We start from the raw sequence: 18,366 nt of genomic DNA on the forward strand, positions 1-18,366 counted from the left end.
TTATTTTATATTAAAAACATCTAATTTTTAACATAAAAAGCTTGTGTTTATATTGATAAATTTAAAATAACCAGATATTTATGGAGAACCATTTACCTAAATTGATTGTTGATTTAGCTTTAATATTAGGAGCGGGCGCAATAACTACAATAATATTTAAAAAAATTAAACAGCCACTTGTATTAGGCTATATTATTGCAGGATTTTTAGTAGGTCCACATTTTAATTTAATGCCTAATGTGGGAGACATGGCTAATATTAAGACTTGGGCGGAAATAGGTGTTATTTTTCTTTTATTTAGTTTAGGACTTGAATTTAGCTTTAAAAAATTAATCAACGTTGGTGGAGCAGCTTCTATTACTGCTATAGTTGAAATTGTAGTTATTATGATTTTGGGCTATTTAGTTGGACAATGGATGGGATGGAGCATGATGAATAGTATTTTTTTAGGTGGTTTGTTAGCCAGTTCTTCAACGACTATTATACTAAGAGCTTTTGATGAATTGGGGGTTAAAAGGAAGAATTACGCACGTATAGTATTTGGGGTTCTTATTGTGGAAGATATTGTGGTTATACTCTTAATGGTATTATTATCTACAATGGCAGTGACCCAACAATTCAATGGACCGGATATGTTTATGGAGTTTTTAAAACTTATATTTTTCTTATCTCTATGGTTCATATTTGGTATATTTTTAATACCTACACTATTACGTAAAACAAAGAAAATATTAGACGAAGAGACTTTATTAATACTTTCAATAGGACTTTGTTTGGGTATGGTAGTCTTGGCTACAAACATAGGGTTTTCAGCAGAGTTAGGTGCATTTGTAATGGGTTCTATTTTGGCTGAAACTACATCTGCTGAAAAAATTGAACATTCTTTAAAACCAGTAAAGGATTTATTCGGAGCTGTATTTTTTGTATCCATAGGAATGATGATTGATCCAATATCAATGTATGAGTACCGATGGGAAATTCTAATTGTAACTCTATTAACAATTATTGGTAAGTTTTTATTTACCACTATGGGAGCGTTGCTTTCTGGGCAACCATTAAAACAATCTGTTCAGGTTGGAATGAGTATGGCTCAAATCGGTGAATTTGCATTTATTGTAGCTGCTTTAGGCATGAGCTTGGGAGTTACCAGTGATTTTTTATTTCCTATAGCGGTTGGCGTATCAGCAATCACAACTTTTACTACCCCTTATATGATTAAATATTCTGAATCCTTTTATGAAATTATAAGTAAAATTGTACCACCACGAATATTAAGGTTGATTGATAAATATTCAGCAGGAACTCAAAATATTCAAGAAGAAAACAAATGGAAAAAATTATCCAAAGCATACTTGTCTTTAGTATTAACCAATGGAGTAGTCATTATTGGGATAGTATTATTAGTTGTCTACGTTGCTATACCAATTATAAATGAACAATTGTTAGGTGTAAGAATCTTTAATCCTTCTTTATTTAATATTATAGCAACAGTAGTAACAATTATTTTATGTACGCCTTTCTTATGGGCGATTGTAGTAAAAAAACCCGAAAAAGAAATTTTTACTCATATCTGGAAAGAAAATATTTATGCTAGAGGACCTTTAATTGCTATGGAAATAGCTAAAGTTGCGGTAGCAATCATATTATTAGGGTTTATATTAAACTTATTTTTATCGGGAATTATAGCTTCACTAATTGTTATACCTATAGTAATTGTGGGATTGTATTTTCTGTCCACTAAATTTGATTTTTTCTACTCACTTATAACCAAAAGATTTGTGTATAATTTAAATGAAAGAGATATAAAACAAAAAGAGTTAGAAAAAAGTGAAAATATAAAACCTAAAAAGTCATATCTATTGTGGGATAGTCATATTACAGATTTTGAAGTTAGCCCCAATTCAAAGTTTGTTGGAAAAAAATTATCAGAATTAGCTTGGAGAGAAAAGTTTGGAATTAATATAGCTTACATTAAAAGAGGTGATATTAAAATTTCAATACCGAGTGAGAATGATCGAGTATTTCCGTATGATAAATTAGGTTTAATAGGTACTGACGAACAAATTAAAAACTTTGAAATTAATATACAAACGGAATGTTCACAAGATGAAAATATTAATTCATTAAAGCAAAATGTATCCTTAAATAAATTTGCCATATTAGAAGATTCGCCAGTACTAAATAAAGATGTGAAGTTTCTTAGGGATTTAACTCAAGGTTTAGTGGTTGGAATCGAGAGAGGAGACGATAAAATTGTGAATCCATCCTCTCATACCTTGCTACAATTATACGATAGGGTTTGGATTGTAGCTGATAAAGAAAATTTACAAGGAATAAATACAACTGATACAGAAAATAAAGATTGATGATAAATACAGTGATATTTGACATGGACGGAGTGATAGTCAATACAGAGCCTATGCATAAAGCTTCCTTCTTTAAACATTATAAAGAATTAGGACTAAACATTTCAGAAGAGGAACATGATACGTTTAGAGGATTATCTACCAAAAATCTGTACCAGAAAATTAAAGAAAAATACAAGGTTGATGCTTCACTTGATGAATTAGTCAATCGTAAGAGAGAAATATTTTATAAGATATTTGAAACAAAAAAAGATTTAGATCTACTTCCGGGAATGAGAAATTTGATAGAGTCTTTATATAAAGAAAATTTTCAATTAATATTAGCAACCTCATCAGCAAAGGCTACCTTGTCGAAAGTATTTACCAGATTTAACTTATATCCATATTTTACTCATATCGTAAGCGGTGAAGATTTTCCACAATCAAAACCCAATCCAGCAATATTTTTAGAAGCTGTGCGTTTGTCCGGTAATTCCAAGCAAAATTGTATAATTATTGAGGATTCAACCAACGGAATAAAAGCTGCCAATGCTTCGGATGTTTTCTGTATAGGATATAAAAACGAAGCCTCAGGAGATCAAGATTTGTCAACGGCTGATCTCGTAATTGATGATTTTAATACTTTAACTATTGATAAGATTAGAAATTTAGTTAAACAAGACTAAACATTTAATAGTCTAGTAAATTTATTTGAAGTTAAAAAAAGAATTAATCTATTAAGGTTAATTCTTTTTTTTATAATTGACTATGATAATTACAATATTGAAACTATACTTTAAAATGCAAGTTAAATAGTTATCTCATATTTTATATTAATCTTAATAATACTACAAATGAGAACTTTTCAATATTATTAGAATGTTGTTATTACATATTTACTTAAAATTATAATCTATAAATGTAATCTAAATAAATTTTTTAAAATATAAATTACAATAAGCATCAATAAAGCTTTATTTTATATCAATAATTTATTTAAAGAAGTTATAATAAATATTAGTTGATTAGTATTTAGTAATAAAGACTATTTATAAACATAATATATATAAATATATGTATCTAAACTATATTTTTATAAAACAAATTCACTTGTTACAAATAATCAAATTTTTACTATAAATTTTATGTAATATTTTTTTAAATAATTACGTTATAGAATCATATAATTGTTTAAAAATATTAAATTAATGATATTGTAAATTGTGAGCTTTTTGAATTCATTATAAGATATTTACAGTTCTATTTAGATGAAGAATAATTATTAATTTAAATATGCTGGATTAATATATTAAATGAATTTAAATGATTAAATTTCAATATATTCCAATAATTAAAATATATAATAATAAAATATAATAAAAGAGTTTTATTATATATGAGTAAATTTTAATATTTAAACAATAATAATTAAAAAAAATATGTAATTTTACAAATCTATAATTTAGATTAATATTTATGCCTAAATTACTATATATAAAAATGTAATTTATTATTAATCAAGAATTACATAATAATTAATTGCTATGAATAATATCTTTTTGTTTTACATTAAGGGTGATTTAAATTTTATACTATTTTAAAATGGATTATAAAAGAAAAAGATCTTTATTAAATTACCTTAGAAAGCTTGATATACGCATACTTTTAGTGTTTATTATCTTAATACTTTTTGGGTTGTTTTTGTTTTTATTTCAGTTGTATAGACACGTAGATTGTAGTCAAATAGATTTTGAAATAATTTCAGAGAGAAATCAAGTCGGTGAAGTGATAAGCTTCAAAAATAAAACTCCAAATGCACAAACTTCTATATGGGATTTTGGGGACAATACGAAAGAATCAAAAGAAAAGGATCCATTACATAAATATGAAAAACCTGGAGTTTACACAGTAAGTTTGCAAGTAAATGGCTCTTGTGTATTTCAGAAAATTATCGAAATAAAAGATTTAGGAGCTATCATAGATGAATCAAGAGTGCCAAAAATAATAGCTCCGGAAAGTGTGACCGTAGGAGATCCAGTCAAGTTCTATTATAATTATAAAGGTGAAGCATTTTCGTGGGAATGGAATTTTGGCGAAAGTGGTCAGACTGATAATACCTTTGAATTTCCAGCTTATACTTACAGCATCCCAGGGATAAAAAGAGTTACTTTAATCATTAATGGTGATGTTAAGCATATGGGGAGCGTTGACATATATGTGAAACCTCGGAAGTTAGTTAAAACTAAAACAGACACTATACATTCTTATGAACCTGAAAAAGATGCAAATCTCTTTCAATTGCCTAAAGGATCTCCGCAAAAAGATCCTTTGGAAGAATTCTTGAGAAGAATACCAGGGGTACCACAGCCTAACCCTGTACAAGACAAAATTAAAAAAGCAAATGATAGTATAGCGCCAAATATATCCCAGTATCAATTTGAATTGTTATTGCTAGACGTAGCTAAGCAAGTAAAAACACAAGAAGATTTTGCGAAATATACCTGTGGAAATTATGATTTTCCAGTGGTTAAAAACAGTAAAAAAATAATGCCATTTACCCAATTTTGTGAGCAAATCAGTAATAAGAAAATAAAAATTGAAGCATTAAGACTTACAAAAGACAATAAAAATTGCATTAAGGGAATTGATATCACTTATAAAGTGAAAAAATCACTTATTTGGATTTACGACTAAAATAATATAAACTGAGATGCAGAAAGAAGAAGCTTTATTTCATGAAGAATTACATACAGCATTAGAGTTAGCAAGGAAGTACGCAACTGAAAACAGAAATGCAGAATACGGACCTTCACATCTTTTAAAAGCTATACTACATAGAGATCTTTCGTTATTAAAAGAGTTAGAATCAATGAAGAAAGATGTTTTCTTCATTGAAGAATGGGCTGAGGTGCGTATAGACGATGAACTTAAAGCAGGTCGTCCCACTCAACCTGAACCTAATGATGATATTGATAAAGTAATAAATGAGGCTGATGAAATAAGGGATATATTAGGAAGATCTGAAGTTGATTTGTATTGCGTAATGGTAGCATTAGCCACACCAGGAGTAGGATTTACCTACGATCAAATGAAAAGTTTTCCAGTAGTTAGAGAAGAATTGTTAACAGAGGTAGATCATAATACAACTTTAGAGGCTACAGAAGAAAAAGCGACCAATTCCAAATCCATTAAATACTTATTTAAATATTGCAAAGATAAATTAGTACAGGTACGAAAACGTCCTAAAAAAATTGTTGCTAGAGAAAAAGAGATTAAAGAAATCGTTGAGATCATTTGTAGATTCGTTAATCCCAATGTGCTTTTGCAGGGATATCCAGGAGTAGGGAAAACAGCATTAATTGAAGGATTTGTTAATCTTGTAGCAAATAAACAAGTTCCAGATAAATTAATAAAAACAAAAATTTACGAATTAGATTTAGGAACTTTAATCGCTGGAGCTTCTTACAAAGGAGAAATTGAAGATCGATTAAAAAAGATATTGCAAGAGTTAAAAACTTACCCACAAGCAATATTAATTATTGATGGTATTCATGTATTACTAGACAAGAATAGTGATAATGCTGGAATTTCAAGTATTTTAAAAAGTGAACTTTCCGGTCAAGAAGGATTAACATTGATTGTTACAACAACCATAGATGAATACACCAAAAAAATAGAAAAAGATGAAAGTCTTTCTGGAATGTTTGAGGTAATAAAAGTAGAAGAACCTGATGAAAAACAAGCATTTAGAATTATAAAATCAGCATTAACATCTTATTTGGTTCATCATGAAATAAAAGTTACGGATGACTCTATAGAGGAATCCATAAGATTGTCTAAAAGATATTTAAAAGAAAAAAGTCTACCAGAATCAGCTCTTAATTTATTGGATCGTACCATGTCTGTAATTAAAACGGCAGGTATATCTTTTTTAAAAGAGAAAGAGGTACTTCAAAAAAGATTAGAAAGCATAAAGCAAAAAGAAAGTTATACATCTAATAAAAGTTTAGAGTATAAATGGTTTTATGAAGATTTAAAAAGAAAATCCCAATATTTATTATCCCAAGAAAAGGAACTTAGTGAAGATATTGAAAAATTATCAGAAGAAGAATTATATAATTATCTAAATCAAATATTAGAAAAACTATCAGAAGCATCTTTGGCTAAAAAGGAGCATATTGAACCCATTGATTTAGCCGCTGTAGTAGCTCAAAAAACTGGCATTCCATTAGGGAAGCTTCATTCAGAAGAAAAAGACAGGCTACAAAACATGGAAGAGATTCTTAAGAAAAGAGTAGTAGGTCAAAATTATGCTATTCAAGTCATTACAGAAGCTGTTTTAGAATCAAGATCAGGCTTAAGTAAAGCAGGACAACCCATGGGTTCCTTTTTCTTCTTAGGACCAACAGGAACAGGGAAAACAGAGTTAGCAAAATCATTAGCGGATTTTTTATTCCAAGATGAAAATGCGATCATACGTTTTGATATGTCGGAATTCAAAGAAGAACATTCAGCAGCTTTATTATATGGTGCTCCTCCAGGATATGTAGGATATGAAGAAGGAGGATTATTGGTTAATAAAATTAGACAAAAACCCTACTCAATAGTTTTGTTTGATGAAATTGAAAAAGCCCACTCTTCCGTATTTGATGTATTCCTTCAAATTATGGATGAAGGGAAGTTGCATGATAGATTAGGAAAAGAAGGAGATTTTTCAAATGCATTAATACTATTTACATCCAATATTGGTGCACAGTTTATTGTCAATTCAGTTAATGAAGGAAAAGGTTTACCCCCTTCTAATCAATTAATGGAAATCATGACGAATAATTTTAGACCAGAATTCTTAGGACGTTTAACGGAAATAATACCATTCAGTCCAATCACTAAGGAAAATGCTTTAGGAATATTTAAAATTCATTTGAAAAAAGAACTGTTAGATTTAGTACAAAGCTTAAATATAAATCTTGAGATTTCAGACGAAGCCCAATCTTATTTAGTAGATAACGGATTTAACGCAACTTATGGGGCACGACCATTAAAAGGAATAATAAGATCTGAATTAAGAAGACCAATGGCTAAAAAGATTATCTCAGGAGAGATTAAAGAAGGAGACCAAGTGGAAGTATATCTTGAAAATAAACAATTAAACTGGAAAATAAAATAATAACTTAAAAATAAAATTCTATGTTGTCAAATTTTGGAATAGGTGGGAATGAAGTCCCATTAGATGCAAATGAAGCGATACTAGAGATCGCTCAAAACAGAACATTAATAGCACAAAAATTAACAGGAAATCCACCTGTAAAACCTGAGATTGTTGAAGGTTTAAATACCGTTGAACAAGTTTTTGAACATTTTAAGCCAGAAGTTAAAGTTAATTTTGAAGATGCAGAAGGAGCAACAAAATTCGAAGAGTTAAAATTTAAAAACTTAGGAGATTTTGGAATCAAAGGGATAACTGCCCAAAGCAATTTCCTAACAGATTTAAAAATGGAAAAAGAGCAATATCAAAAAATAATTAAACAATTAAAAACTAACAAAATATTAAAAGCAGCCTTAGAAGATCCAGATGCTAAAGAGGCTTTAATGGAATCAATCGAGGGGTTAATTAATGAATTAAATCAGAAATAATCATGCCTAAAGACGAAATAAAAACTCAGGTTCAAACCAAAGGGGTTTCCGTAGTAGAAACCGGAAGAAAAGCAGATGTTCAAAAAGGAATTGATAAATTAGCCAAATTCGGTGGATTTGATTTATTAGAATCAGCCATTGAAAATGTGCAAAACATGAATCCGGAAAGAAAGGCAAGACGTCAAATATTTTTAGGAGATTCAAGCAAAACCAATGAAAGAACTGCCCTTAAAAAAACTTTAGAGTTATGGTTGGAAGTATTAAAAGGGAATAACAACCTTACTGACATGGTAGCTCAAAGCGAAGATAAGAGTAAAGTAGCAGAAAAAACTTTGCTTAAAAACTTAGCTACTGCTGTAAAAGAAACAGAAGAGTTAGAAAAAGCATATAGAACTATTGCCTTGTTTTATAAAAATACGGAACAAGACAAAATAAAAAATGTATCTATTGTTAATGCAGAGATGGATCAATTAACAGATTTAGATAATACTCGTTTTATTGATGCTATACATAATGAATTGGTAGATAACTACGATAGATTAGACCTTAAAAACAACTATGGATTGTTAGTAATTCCTGGTTATTTAGGCGGAAACAAAGTGGTTGAAAAATGGGCAAAAATAGCACATCAAAATAAAGTTATGTTAGTAACGGATTTTGCTCATTTAGACGAACCGGACGATGTTATGGAAATGTTTGACGAAGCTTATTTAACAGGTGGAGATATCTACAGATCAAACGTTTTAATGACTTGTAATTGGCTAGTGGGTAGAGGTAAATTTGATGAAATTGAAGAAATTGATGATTTATATGTACCACCATCCGCAGCACTAGCAGGAAAAATATATAAAACTTTAATGTCCCAAGTTACAGCTGGTAAAAAATTCGGGGGAATTAACGAGGTTGACGGAGTTAAATTTGACTTGAAAAAAAGTGAAATTGCAAATCTTGAAAATATGGGATTAATTCCTATGGTTAATGAGTACGGTAAAGTAATGGCTTTCTCTGGAAAAACATTATTTAACGGTGATAACTTAGGATTACAAACCTATTCAGTTGTGCGTGTTTTTGACTATGTTACAAAAGTTTTAATGGACTTTTTAAACCGTAGAGCATTTGAAAACTTTACCGCTAAAACAAGAAAAGAAATTATGAATCAGATCGTAAGATTTTTAGATGGAATCACCGGTCCTGATAAATTAATTGAAAACTTTGAAGTAAGAAGATTTGAACAAGATCCCGTACAAAAAGATAGAATTTATTTGGATATACATATGAAACCATATTTCCCGGCTAAAAACTTCCTAATAAAAATGGATGGACATAAAGGAGACGATGGTAACGAATGGGATACTGAATACGAACAAAAATAAATTAAACTACATAAGAAAGGAGATAATTTCTCCTTTCTTTTAAAAACAATAGTATGTTTAAAAGGATTATAAGCAATATAATTTTACCGATTCTATTAATTAATTTTATACATCTACATTCTCAAGAACAAATTCTTGATACCTCGGACCATGAATTAATAACTATTTCTGAGGATACATTAGTTACAAGAGTAGTGGATTGTAATTCTCTATTTACATTAAACAATAGGAAAATAGATTATTTAAAGAATCGTCCATATATATATGCAGAACCTTATTACGAAAGAGCCTACAATGATAAGAAAGAATATGGAGTTTTTCAGTTAGGTAAAAGAAAAGGAACCAAGCCCTTTTTATATATTAAATTGTTTAAATTTAACACTTGCCTAAAACAAGACGAAGTTTTAGAATTTATATTGGATAATGATTATCGATATAGAATAAACAATATATACAAGCCCAATTGTGACGGTATATTTATAGGTGAAATTACCCATAAAGATATTAAGAAATTAGAGCAAGGATATGTGAAAAGTTTAAAAGTTTTGACTTTTGATGAAGATTTTGAATTTCATTTAACAGATGAAAAATCAGAAAAATTCAGAGATGAATTACAATGCCTAAGGTATCAAAATTTTAAATATAAATAAACATGCCAATACCTCAACTAGGTTTATCTCTTTCAATTACAGATAATGCAGGATCATCCATGTACACAGGAAATGGAGAAAGGGAAAAAATGGCTGAGTTCGACTCTGCTTTAAGACAGCACACCATATCCATAACTATTTCAGATGAAAAAATAAATGAAGTAGAGTTAGAAGTTCAAAAAGGAATTTTAAATAAAGTTAAAATTCCGACCTATAAGATGATGGTAACTGATGATAAAACAGAAGAAAAGACTTATTATGAAGTAACCAGAGATTCATTATTATTTAATAAGCTAAAAAATGAAGAAATCGGAGGTTTTTCTTTTTTAGGCTTAAATATTTTGAAAAAAAAGATGTACAATATTCCTGTTTTAACTTTTGAACCATTAACCTCTAAAATTGAAAAATTTGAGGTATCTAAATATAGAACTAAAAAACAGGATTACTTATCGTATAGTCTTTTAAGGAATAAAGAATCTGCGACACTAGTTGCAGGGAAATTGCCACCCAATTTTTTTAACACAATCGAGACCAATCATTTTTTCTATATCGTTGACCATAATGAAGGGCAAAAGTTTATGGGAGATATATCTTATAGAGAAAAATTTGTTCAGATAACCCCCAAAGTAGAAATCAACTTGATTAAAAGATCAGACCATATAAAAGAATATCAATTAGATAAAAGAGGAAGAATAAATAAAATTATTTATTTATAATAAGATAAGAACCATTGAGTTATGTACGGCATATACTATAAAAAACCATTAAATTTTAAAGATATAATTGAAAAAAAAGATTTGGAAAAAACAAATCTTGAAAAGTCAATTATGCAATATATAGATTTAATAGTAACAACTTCTTTTGGAGAATGCAAATTCCAAGAATTATTTGGATGTAAAGTTTGGGAAATGGATTTTGATCTTTTATCAGACGATAATTCTTTAAGAGATAGAATTAAAAACAATATCAAAGATGCATTAAAAATGCACGAAGGCAGGCTGGAAGTAACTGAAATTGTAGTTACCATTGGAGTTGGAAGAGTTGCAGCATTAAGCAACTCATATAGAGTAAAAAAAGGAGTGGTTGCCTTAATTAATGGCTTTATAAAAAAAACAAATAGACCATTTGTATATAAATCTGAGTTCTACTTAGGACCCTTATCTTACGTATAAATTATGGATACACAAGAAAGAATTAAAGACAGAATACTACGTAGAGCAGCACAAACCTGGGGATATACAGATAGTGAGCTAGAAACCTCTTTTGATCCAATCGTATCCTTACTTTTGGAAGCCTGTAGTTCTGAACTTGAAAAAATATCAGCGGAGCTAAACAATTCACGATCTAGAATTATTGAAAGATTGCTAGAGATCATGTCTCCGGAAAATAAAACGGGAGTAATTCCCGCGCGTTCTATCATGCATGTAGTTCCTCTAGAAAATAATTTTACAATTTCGTTAGAGCACCAATTTCAATGTAAAAAAACAATTCAAAACATTTATGATCCACTAAATCCTACAGTTAAAGAAATATGTTTTGGACCTACCTTGCCTTTCAAATTAACCCAAGCATCCTTAGAATATTTAGCCTATGGAAATTCCTTATTTTCTTTAAAAAGAATCATACACAAAGATCCATTAGGTAAAATAAAATCACATTTATCTCCAGGTGAACTTTGGTTAGGATTAAAATGTCCTAAGGATGAAACAGTCATTGAAAAATTAATGTTTTTTACAGATATCAGAAACATTTCTCAAAGAGAAGTATTTTATAACTATTTAAAACAAGCCAAATTCTACATAAACAATAAACAAGTATCCTTTAAAGAAGGATATAATGTTCCAAATTTTAAAATAGATATAGATGCCGTTGTAAATAAAAATTACAACAAAATAAATCAATTATATACAGATGTAAATAACTTCTATGCAGATAAATTCATACATTTAGAAGAGGATATATCACTAGAAGAAGAAGGAATTTTTGATTTACCTAAAGAATTAGAAGAAACATTTAAAGATAAAAATTTAAATATTCAGGAAAGTGGAGATATTGTATGGATAAAAATCCAATTTCCAGAAGTGGTGATCAATGATATATTGGAGAACGTAATGCTTTATGTTAATTCTATCCCTGTTTTAAACAAAAAATTATTAAATCAAAGTCAAACTATAGATTCATTTATAAACTATATCCCCCTTTCCTCTGATGATACATTCCTAGATTTAGGAATCATCCATGATTCCAGAGGATTTAAGTATCATATAAAAGAGTTTTCAGAAGGTAATTTAGAAATAGGAGATGCCACGCTAAGACATACAGGAGTTACCCGTTTTGATGAACGTAATGCCTCGGAACTAATACAATATCTCATTGAACTTCTAAAAGACGAAAGTGCATCCTTTACGGTGATTGGAGGAGATTTTATAGACGGAACGATAAGAGAGGTGAATCAATTAATTGCAACTTTAGAACAACATATAAAAGAAAAAAAATTCACTAAAACTAGTTTTCCTTACGTCATTATAAGACCAAAATCACCAGAAACGAAAGGAGATAATGATATGTTTACTATTACCTATTGGGTAACAAGCGGAGAAGATGCCAATGATTTAAGAGTTGGGACTCGATTAGATGGTGTATTGGCAGGGGATTTTGTTCCAAATTCAGCTATGTTAATAAGTACATCAGTAGGAGGAAAAACAAGACTAAGCACACAAGAAAAAATTATTTCTTATAGAGAAGCATTACTAACTAGAGGTAGAGTGGTAACATTTGCAGATATAAAAACGTTCTGTTTAAATCATTTCAAATTCTCAATCTCATCAGTTGAAGTCCGAAAAGGAACCAAAGTAGATTCATCAACCAACAAAGGATTTGTAAGAACCATTGATATAGTTTTAACAAGAAATGATAAAGCAGAATATCAGGTATCAGATTTTGAATGGCAATACTTATGTGATAACCTCTTACATAAATTAGATTACGTATCATCCAATGTATATCCATATAGATTAATTGTAAAATGAAAAAAATATTAGTAGTATTGTTATTAATTTTCTTCTTTGTAATGTCCTGTAGAAGTCGATATTATAAAGATATACCTTTTAAACTTGTTTATAACCAACAGGATATTGAGAAAAGTCTGAATGTACCTAAATATAAGTATAGCATTTTAGACACCTTAAATCAGGAATATGAAATGAACTTAACCGATAGGGAAGTATACTTAAAAGAAAAGTATTCTATTGTCTTAGGAGTTAAACCACAAGAAGTTAAAAATTATAAATTTTATGATTTTATAGACCAATGGCTGGGAACAAAATATTCCGGTGAAGGATTTACCCGAGATAGTCTAAATATGGCGCCATTTGTAAGTGCATTGTATCAATATACTTACAAAATTAAGCTACCCTCAAACGCTATGGGAATGTTTAAATCCAATCAAGTAAGTTTATTTACCGGAAGAAAATATTTAGAAGAAGGAGACATCTTATTTTTTAGATATGGTAAAGACAGTCCAGTTTCAGACGTTGCTGTTTATTTGAAGAATAACAGAGTTCTAACCACATCAAAGAGAGATGGCTTAATAATATCCGATTTTAATAATGACTATTTTCAATTAAGATATATATCTGCTGGAAGATTAATATTATCGGAAGATAATGAGTCCAACTAAATAAAATGGAAAATACAGAAAAACATACTATTCAAGAAATACTTAAAAACAGAATAAACTCTTTAACAGATGATTTAAGAGCAGAAGTTATAGTATCAGAATTAATCCATAAGATTAAAGAAGAGGATAGAAATTTTCTGGTAGATTTTAAAGGACAATTTAAAAGACCATTTAGAAAAGACGTTTTAGGCGCAGAAATCGTTGATTTTAATTTTGATACCACTCAATTTGTTAAAATAAATCTCTCTAGAGACGGAATTTTTGATACACTCCCACAAGGATTATTTCATGCCTCTGAAAAAAATAGGCAGAAAATAAGTGTAGATGAAATGACCCAAGAGTACAAAACTCATAAAGTAGAAGAAGAATATGCCAGAAAATTCTTTCTACCTTTTGAAAATGAATTCTTCCTTAAATCTATTGAAAGAGAAAATAAAGAGAAAGAAATATTATTAGAACTAAACGGATCTAAGCCCATAGATTTCTTTTATGAATTTTGGAATTTAGACAGAGATCTTCCAGAAATATTAATGTCTAAACTCATTAGAATACTTCCTTACACCAATCAAATAGTCGGGAATTTAGAACTAACAATCCATTGTCTAAGTTATTTAATTGAAGAAAAGGTTGAAATTGCAGAACAAACATATAAAGAACAATCCAGCACCGAACAAGATATAACTTTGGGCGATTGTCGTTTAGGATTAGACATGATTTCAGGTAGTGCTTATTTAGATTATTCATTATATCTGGAATTTAGAATAGGAGAGCTAAAAAAAACATCATTTGCAGAATATATTCACGAAGGGAAAATGAAAAAATTCTTAGAATTATTTTACGAATTTTTTTTACCGATGGAGATAGATGTAAAAACAACAATTTTACTTAATAAAGAAGAAGAAATATTTGATTTTAATAAGACAGCCGTATTAGGTATAACTACAAGAATATGAATTTTAGAACTTATTTTAAAGACTTAATAGACCCTACAATTATAGTTGGAATAATTGTGATCTTAATTGTTTTTACACTATTAACAATTTTTTTCGGGTCTAAAGTAGGCGATTTTAAACAAAAATATAAATCCAAGTATATAACTTATCTGATAGTATTATTTTTAGGAGTTTCATTAATAACCTTTATAGGTTCTTCAGAAATATTTAATAACCAATTGGATAATATTTTAGTTTTCTATCAAACTATATTTTTTATGGTTGGGGTTACGCATACCTATTTATATCGAGTATATTTTAATAGATTTGAAAAAAGAAGCATAAAGCAGAGTTGGGTAGAAGGATTGTTTACTCTACTAATATTTGTTTTTAATATAATACCTTTTGTACTCGTTTTTACAATTGTAAAAGGAAATACTTATGCTTATACAATGGCAGGTTCTACGGTATTTTTTATAGTGCCCTCTTTAATATTTTTAACATTTGAATCCACAATTTCAGTACCTCCTAAGATATATAAAACTTGGAAATTTCCCGAAGATCATTCATTTCCTGATCCATTAAATAGCGATTATAGAGATATGCTCGTAGTAACCTTTGTATTTTACAAAAATCCTGAATCAGATGTACGAACAGAGTTTAGAGCAAAAGCTCCAATAAGAATGGATTTTGGTCGTTTATTTTATCATTTTGTTAATGACTACAACATTAGAAATCCTGACGATACCATAAAGTTAAATGATACAGACGGAGAAAGACAGCACTGGGTATTTTATTTAAAATCAAAGTATCTAGGATTTGCAAAATTTATAAGACCTGATTATCCTTTATATATGAATAGTATAGAAGAGAATAGTGTAATTATATGCCAAAGAACCCCTCCATTAATCGATGCTGAAGAAGGATTAAAATATATGGAGAAGGAAATTGAAGGAGAGGAAAAAGCTAAATCTAAATCTAAAAAAAAAGAAAATAAAAATATTTAATTAAAGATAAATCCCTGCCATGCTAGAAAAATTAAGTAAATTTCCCGTGAATTGGGTAGATGGAATGAAGATAAATAAATCTCATTTCATAGCTATGCAAGAAAATTTTGCAGATGTAACAAGAGATGCAATAGGGAGCCATGTAACCCCTATAAGCTACGGCTTATTACCCGTACAAACCCCTTTGGAGTCCATTAAATTATCCCTAGTTATAGATAACCATAAGCTACTAAGAGTAAAAGTTGAAGAATGCCACGCCATAACTCCTAATGGATCAAGAATAGAGATTAGTTCGAAAGACAATGCTATTGATACACAAATGCCTTATCCGGAAGCAGTCTATGACATAGAACAAGGAACAGAATTAGTTTTATTAGCAAATATTGTTGTAAATCCGGTAGAACAGATTCCTTTCGGAGAATTAGATCCAGAAGAAAACCCTCCAAGATATCCATTTTTACATCCCACTTATAGATTGCATTTAGAATTAGAAGGACAAAGTTCACAGCAAGCGGCCCATAAATCCTTTCAATTAACGGTGGGGAAAATACTTGTAAATAGAGATCAAACCCGTTTACAGCCAAACTATATACCTCCTTGTACGATGACAAACAGTCATAAAGAATTAATTGATGCTCATACCAGAATTGATCGATTCATGGGACAATTAGAATTATTAGCCGTACAAATAGCCCAAAAAATAAACAGGAAACAGCAAACCAATGAACTAGCGGTAATGGTATTGAAGTTGTCGGAAATAATAATTACGTATTTAGGGAATGAGATAAATTCCTTACGTTGGATGGGGCTTTATTCTACTCCGGCATTTATGTTTGATAAAATAGTCCGTTTAGCAAGAATTATGAAGAATTACGTAGATGCTAAATCAGGAGCAGGGAAGGAAGAATTACTTAACTATTTAGCAGAATGGTGTGGATTATCTCAAGGAGATTTTGAAGTTTTATTTACAGATTTAGTGAATGTTGGATACAACCATATACAAATAGATAAAACATTAACACAAGTAGATAAATTTATGCAAACCATAGAGCAATTATTTATTTCACTAAATAAATTAGACTTTATAGGAAAAAGAAATGATACTGGAATATTTGTAAAAGAAAGATTAGAAAATGATCCGATTGAAAAAAATAAAAGGAGTAGATTTTTTGATGAATAAATAAATTAACCGATGGAAATACTAAATAAAAAAGAAAGATTTATTTCATTTATAATTTTTATAAGTCTATTTTTAATTACAACATTAATCATAATATGGGCATTGTTTTACAATATATATCTGCCTAAAAGAGAAAATGCTCAACTAAAAAAAGAAAATAAAGCGCTTATAACTGAATTTAGATACCAAGCTAGGTTTGAAAATCAAATGGAAGATTTAAAAAAATTTATTGATTCTATCGATTTACCTAAACAAGATCTAAACACAAGTTTCTATTTTCAACAAAAAGCTATAAATAAAATTATAGAAATAGAACAAGGAATACCTAAAGAAGACAGTGTAAGAAGAGGACTGCTTTACAAGAATTTTTTGCTAACAAGCAGGTCATTAATTGATGCAAAAAAAACAATTAAAACTTACGGTCAAAGTAAATCAGAAATAGATACTTTATTGGCACAGATTGTCACTTACAAAAAGCAAATTGAGCTAATGAAAAGAGACTTAGATATTTGCAGAATGTTAAATAAAAAAGATTAAGAATTAACTTTTTTTTAACAATTGTGGATTTTAAAAAATATGAAAAATGTACTTATATTTGTATTATAACTAAAATTATTTAATTTAAATTTATTTATTATGTCATTTAAAGCAAAATTAGAAGTAGCTGGAAAAACGTACAATGTACTAAATGTTAATTATTCTTTAGCTCAAGAAACAGATCCAACGGGTCGTCCATCTTCTCAAACTAGAGGAGGAAGAATTGAAGTTACTGTAGAATCTACTGGAGAAACTGATGTTTTCGAATGGATGACTAATAGTTTCGAAAGAAAAGATGGTAAAGTAGTTTTCATCAAAAGAGATTCTGATGCAACATTAAAAGAATTAAACTTTACTGATGGTTATGTAGTAAAATACAGAGAAAATTTTGATTCAATTGGATCAAATCCATTAACTGAAACTTTCACAATTTCCGCCAAAACTATTAAAATGGGAACTGGAGAGCATGTAAACGAATGGGTATAATTTATACCTAAAAGTTAGCTTTTAGTAAAAAACTTTTAACTCTTTTATCTTAAAGAGTAATTGAGAAGGGAGTTTTAAGCTCCCTTCTCTTGTAATATTAATAATCCCTAAGATAAAAATTTATATGTCGTCTTTTTTAGCAAAATTAGAGATGGAAGGAGATACTTACAATGTTTTACAGTGTAAATATGATTTCTATCAAAACATAGATAATGCAGGAAAACCTCAAGGATCTTGTAAAGGAGGAAAAATTTTATTAACCATTGAAAGTAGTGGTAAACCTACTTTTATAGAATGGATGCTATCATCTGAAAAAACCAAAGATGCAGTTATAGTCTTTTATAGGAGAGATGCAATGAGTAAATTGCAAGAAGTTAAATTTGAAAAGGGATATTGTATTGAATTTTCAGAAGAATTTGATGCTATCAATGATCAACCCATGAAAATAAAATTACTTATTTCTGCAAAAAAACTTTCCATCTGTACGGTAGGATTTGAAAATAGTTGGAAAATCAGTTAATTAAATAAAATTTATACTTGTTA

General features: G+C 29.1%; 17 protein-coding genes. All 17 read left to right on the forward strand.

What is annotated here, in order from left to right; genetic code table 11:
- Positions 1–80 precede the first annotated feature (80 nt).
- The 17 genes from ETU10_RS05115 to tssD (ETU10_RS05195) all read left to right on the forward strand — a co-directional run bounded on the left by ETU10_RS05115 (position 81) and on the right by tssD (ETU10_RS05195) (position 18,343).
- On the forward strand, positions 81–2,366 hold the full coding sequence (locus ETU10_RS05115; RefSeq protein WP_146310386.1) for a cation:proton antiporter: 2,286 nt from the start codon (positions 81–83) through the stop codon (positions 2,364–2,366).
- The gene (locus ETU10_RS05120; RefSeq protein WP_146310388.1) at positions 2,366–3,031 is read left to right on the forward strand and encodes an HAD family hydrolase; all 666 of its coding nucleotides are present in this window, start codon (positions 2,366–2,368) and stop codon (positions 3,029–3,031) included. The genes ETU10_RS05115 and ETU10_RS05120 overlap by 1 nt, the downstream gene beginning before the upstream one ends.
- Positions 3,032–3,947: 916 nt before the next feature.
- A complete protein-coding gene (locus tag ETU10_RS05125) occupies positions 3,948–5,039 on the forward strand; it encodes a PKD domain-containing protein (protein WP_146262282.1) in 1,092 nt (363 codons plus the stop codon).
- A 16-nt stretch (positions 5,040–5,055) separates the two neighbouring features.
- Positions 5,056–7,512, forward strand: a complete 2,457-nt coding sequence (locus tag ETU10_RS05130) for an AAA family ATPase (RefSeq protein ID WP_146310390.1) — start codon at positions 5,056–5,058, stop codon at positions 7,510–7,512.
- A gap of 20 nt (positions 7,513–7,532) precedes the next feature.
- The gene (locus ETU10_RS05135; RefSeq protein ID WP_146262280.1) at positions 7,533–7,979 is read left to right on the forward strand and encodes a hypothetical protein; all 447 of its coding nucleotides are present in this window, start codon (positions 7,533–7,535) and stop codon (positions 7,977–7,979) included.
- A 2-nt stretch (positions 7,980–7,981) separates the two neighbouring features.
- Complete coding sequence (locus tag ETU10_RS05140; RefSeq protein ID WP_146262279.1) at positions 7,982–9,352, forward strand: DUF5458 family protein; 1,371 nt, start codon at positions 7,982–7,984, stop codon at positions 9,350–9,352.
- A gap of 53 nt (positions 9,353–9,405) precedes the next feature.
- Positions 9,406–10,002, forward strand: coding sequence for a hypothetical protein (locus tag ETU10_RS05145; RefSeq protein WP_146310392.1), 597 nt, complete (start codon positions 9,406–9,408; stop codon positions 10,000–10,002).
- Between the two features lie 2 nt (positions 10,003–10,004).
- The gene (locus tag ETU10_RS05150; protein WP_146310394.1) at positions 10,005–10,718 is read left to right on the forward strand and encodes a hypothetical protein; all 714 of its coding nucleotides are present in this window, start codon (positions 10,005–10,007) and stop codon (positions 10,716–10,718) included.
- A 21-nt stretch (positions 10,719–10,739) separates the two neighbouring features.
- The gene (locus ETU10_RS05155) at positions 10,740–11,174 is read left to right on the forward strand and encodes a GPW/gp25 family protein (protein ID WP_146310396.1); all 435 of its coding nucleotides are present in this window, start codon (positions 10,740–10,742) and stop codon (positions 11,172–11,174) included.
- Between the two features lie 3 nt (positions 11,175–11,177).
- Entirely contained in the window at positions 11,178–13,031 is a 1,854-nt protein-coding gene (locus ETU10_RS05160; RefSeq protein WP_146292671.1) for a type VI secretion system baseplate subunit TssF, read from the forward strand.
- Complete coding sequence (locus ETU10_RS05165; protein WP_146310398.1) at positions 13,028–13,681, forward strand: C40 family peptidase; 654 nt, start codon at positions 13,028–13,030, stop codon at positions 13,679–13,681. Before ETU10_RS05160 ends, ETU10_RS05165 begins: the two co-directional genes overlap by 4 nt.
- Positions 13,682–13,686: 5 nt before the next feature.
- On the forward strand, positions 13,687–14,634 hold the full coding sequence (locus ETU10_RS05170) for a type VI secretion system baseplate subunit TssG (protein ID WP_146262273.1): 948 nt from the start codon (positions 13,687–13,689) through the stop codon (positions 14,632–14,634).
- Positions 14,631–15,620 carry a TssN family type VI secretion system protein gene (locus ETU10_RS05175; RefSeq protein ID WP_146262272.1) on the forward strand — a complete coding sequence of 330 codons (990 nt, stop codon included), beginning with the start codon at positions 14,631–14,633 and terminating at the stop codon, positions 15,618–15,620. Before ETU10_RS05170 ends, ETU10_RS05175 begins: the two co-directional genes overlap by 4 nt.
- 19 nt (positions 15,621–15,639) lie before the next feature.
- The gene (locus ETU10_RS05180) at positions 15,640–16,800 is read left to right on the forward strand and encodes a hypothetical protein (RefSeq protein WP_146262271.1); all 1,161 of its coding nucleotides are present in this window, start codon (positions 15,640–15,642) and stop codon (positions 16,798–16,800) included.
- A 12-nt stretch (positions 16,801–16,812) separates the two neighbouring features.
- Entirely contained in the window at positions 16,813–17,337 is a 525-nt protein-coding gene (gene tssO, locus ETU10_RS05185; RefSeq protein ID WP_146310400.1) for a type VI secretion system TssO, read from the forward strand.
- 99 nt (positions 17,338–17,436) lie between these two features.
- Entirely contained in the window at positions 17,437–17,823 is a 387-nt protein-coding gene (gene tssD / locus ETU10_RS05190) for a type VI secretion system tube protein TssD (RefSeq protein ID WP_146262269.1), read from the forward strand.
- A 124-nt stretch (positions 17,824–17,947) separates the two neighbouring features.
- Positions 17,948–18,343, forward strand: a complete 396-nt coding sequence (tssD, locus tag ETU10_RS05195; protein WP_146262268.1) for a type VI secretion system tube protein TssD — start codon at positions 17,948–17,950, stop codon at positions 18,341–18,343.
- Positions 18,344–18,366: the final 23 nt, after the last annotated feature.

The sequence above is a fragment of the Apibacter muscae genome, assembly GCF_007845595.1.
Classification (GTDB): Bacteria; Bacteroidota; Bacteroidia; order Flavobacteriales; family Weeksellaceae; genus Apibacter; species Apibacter muscae.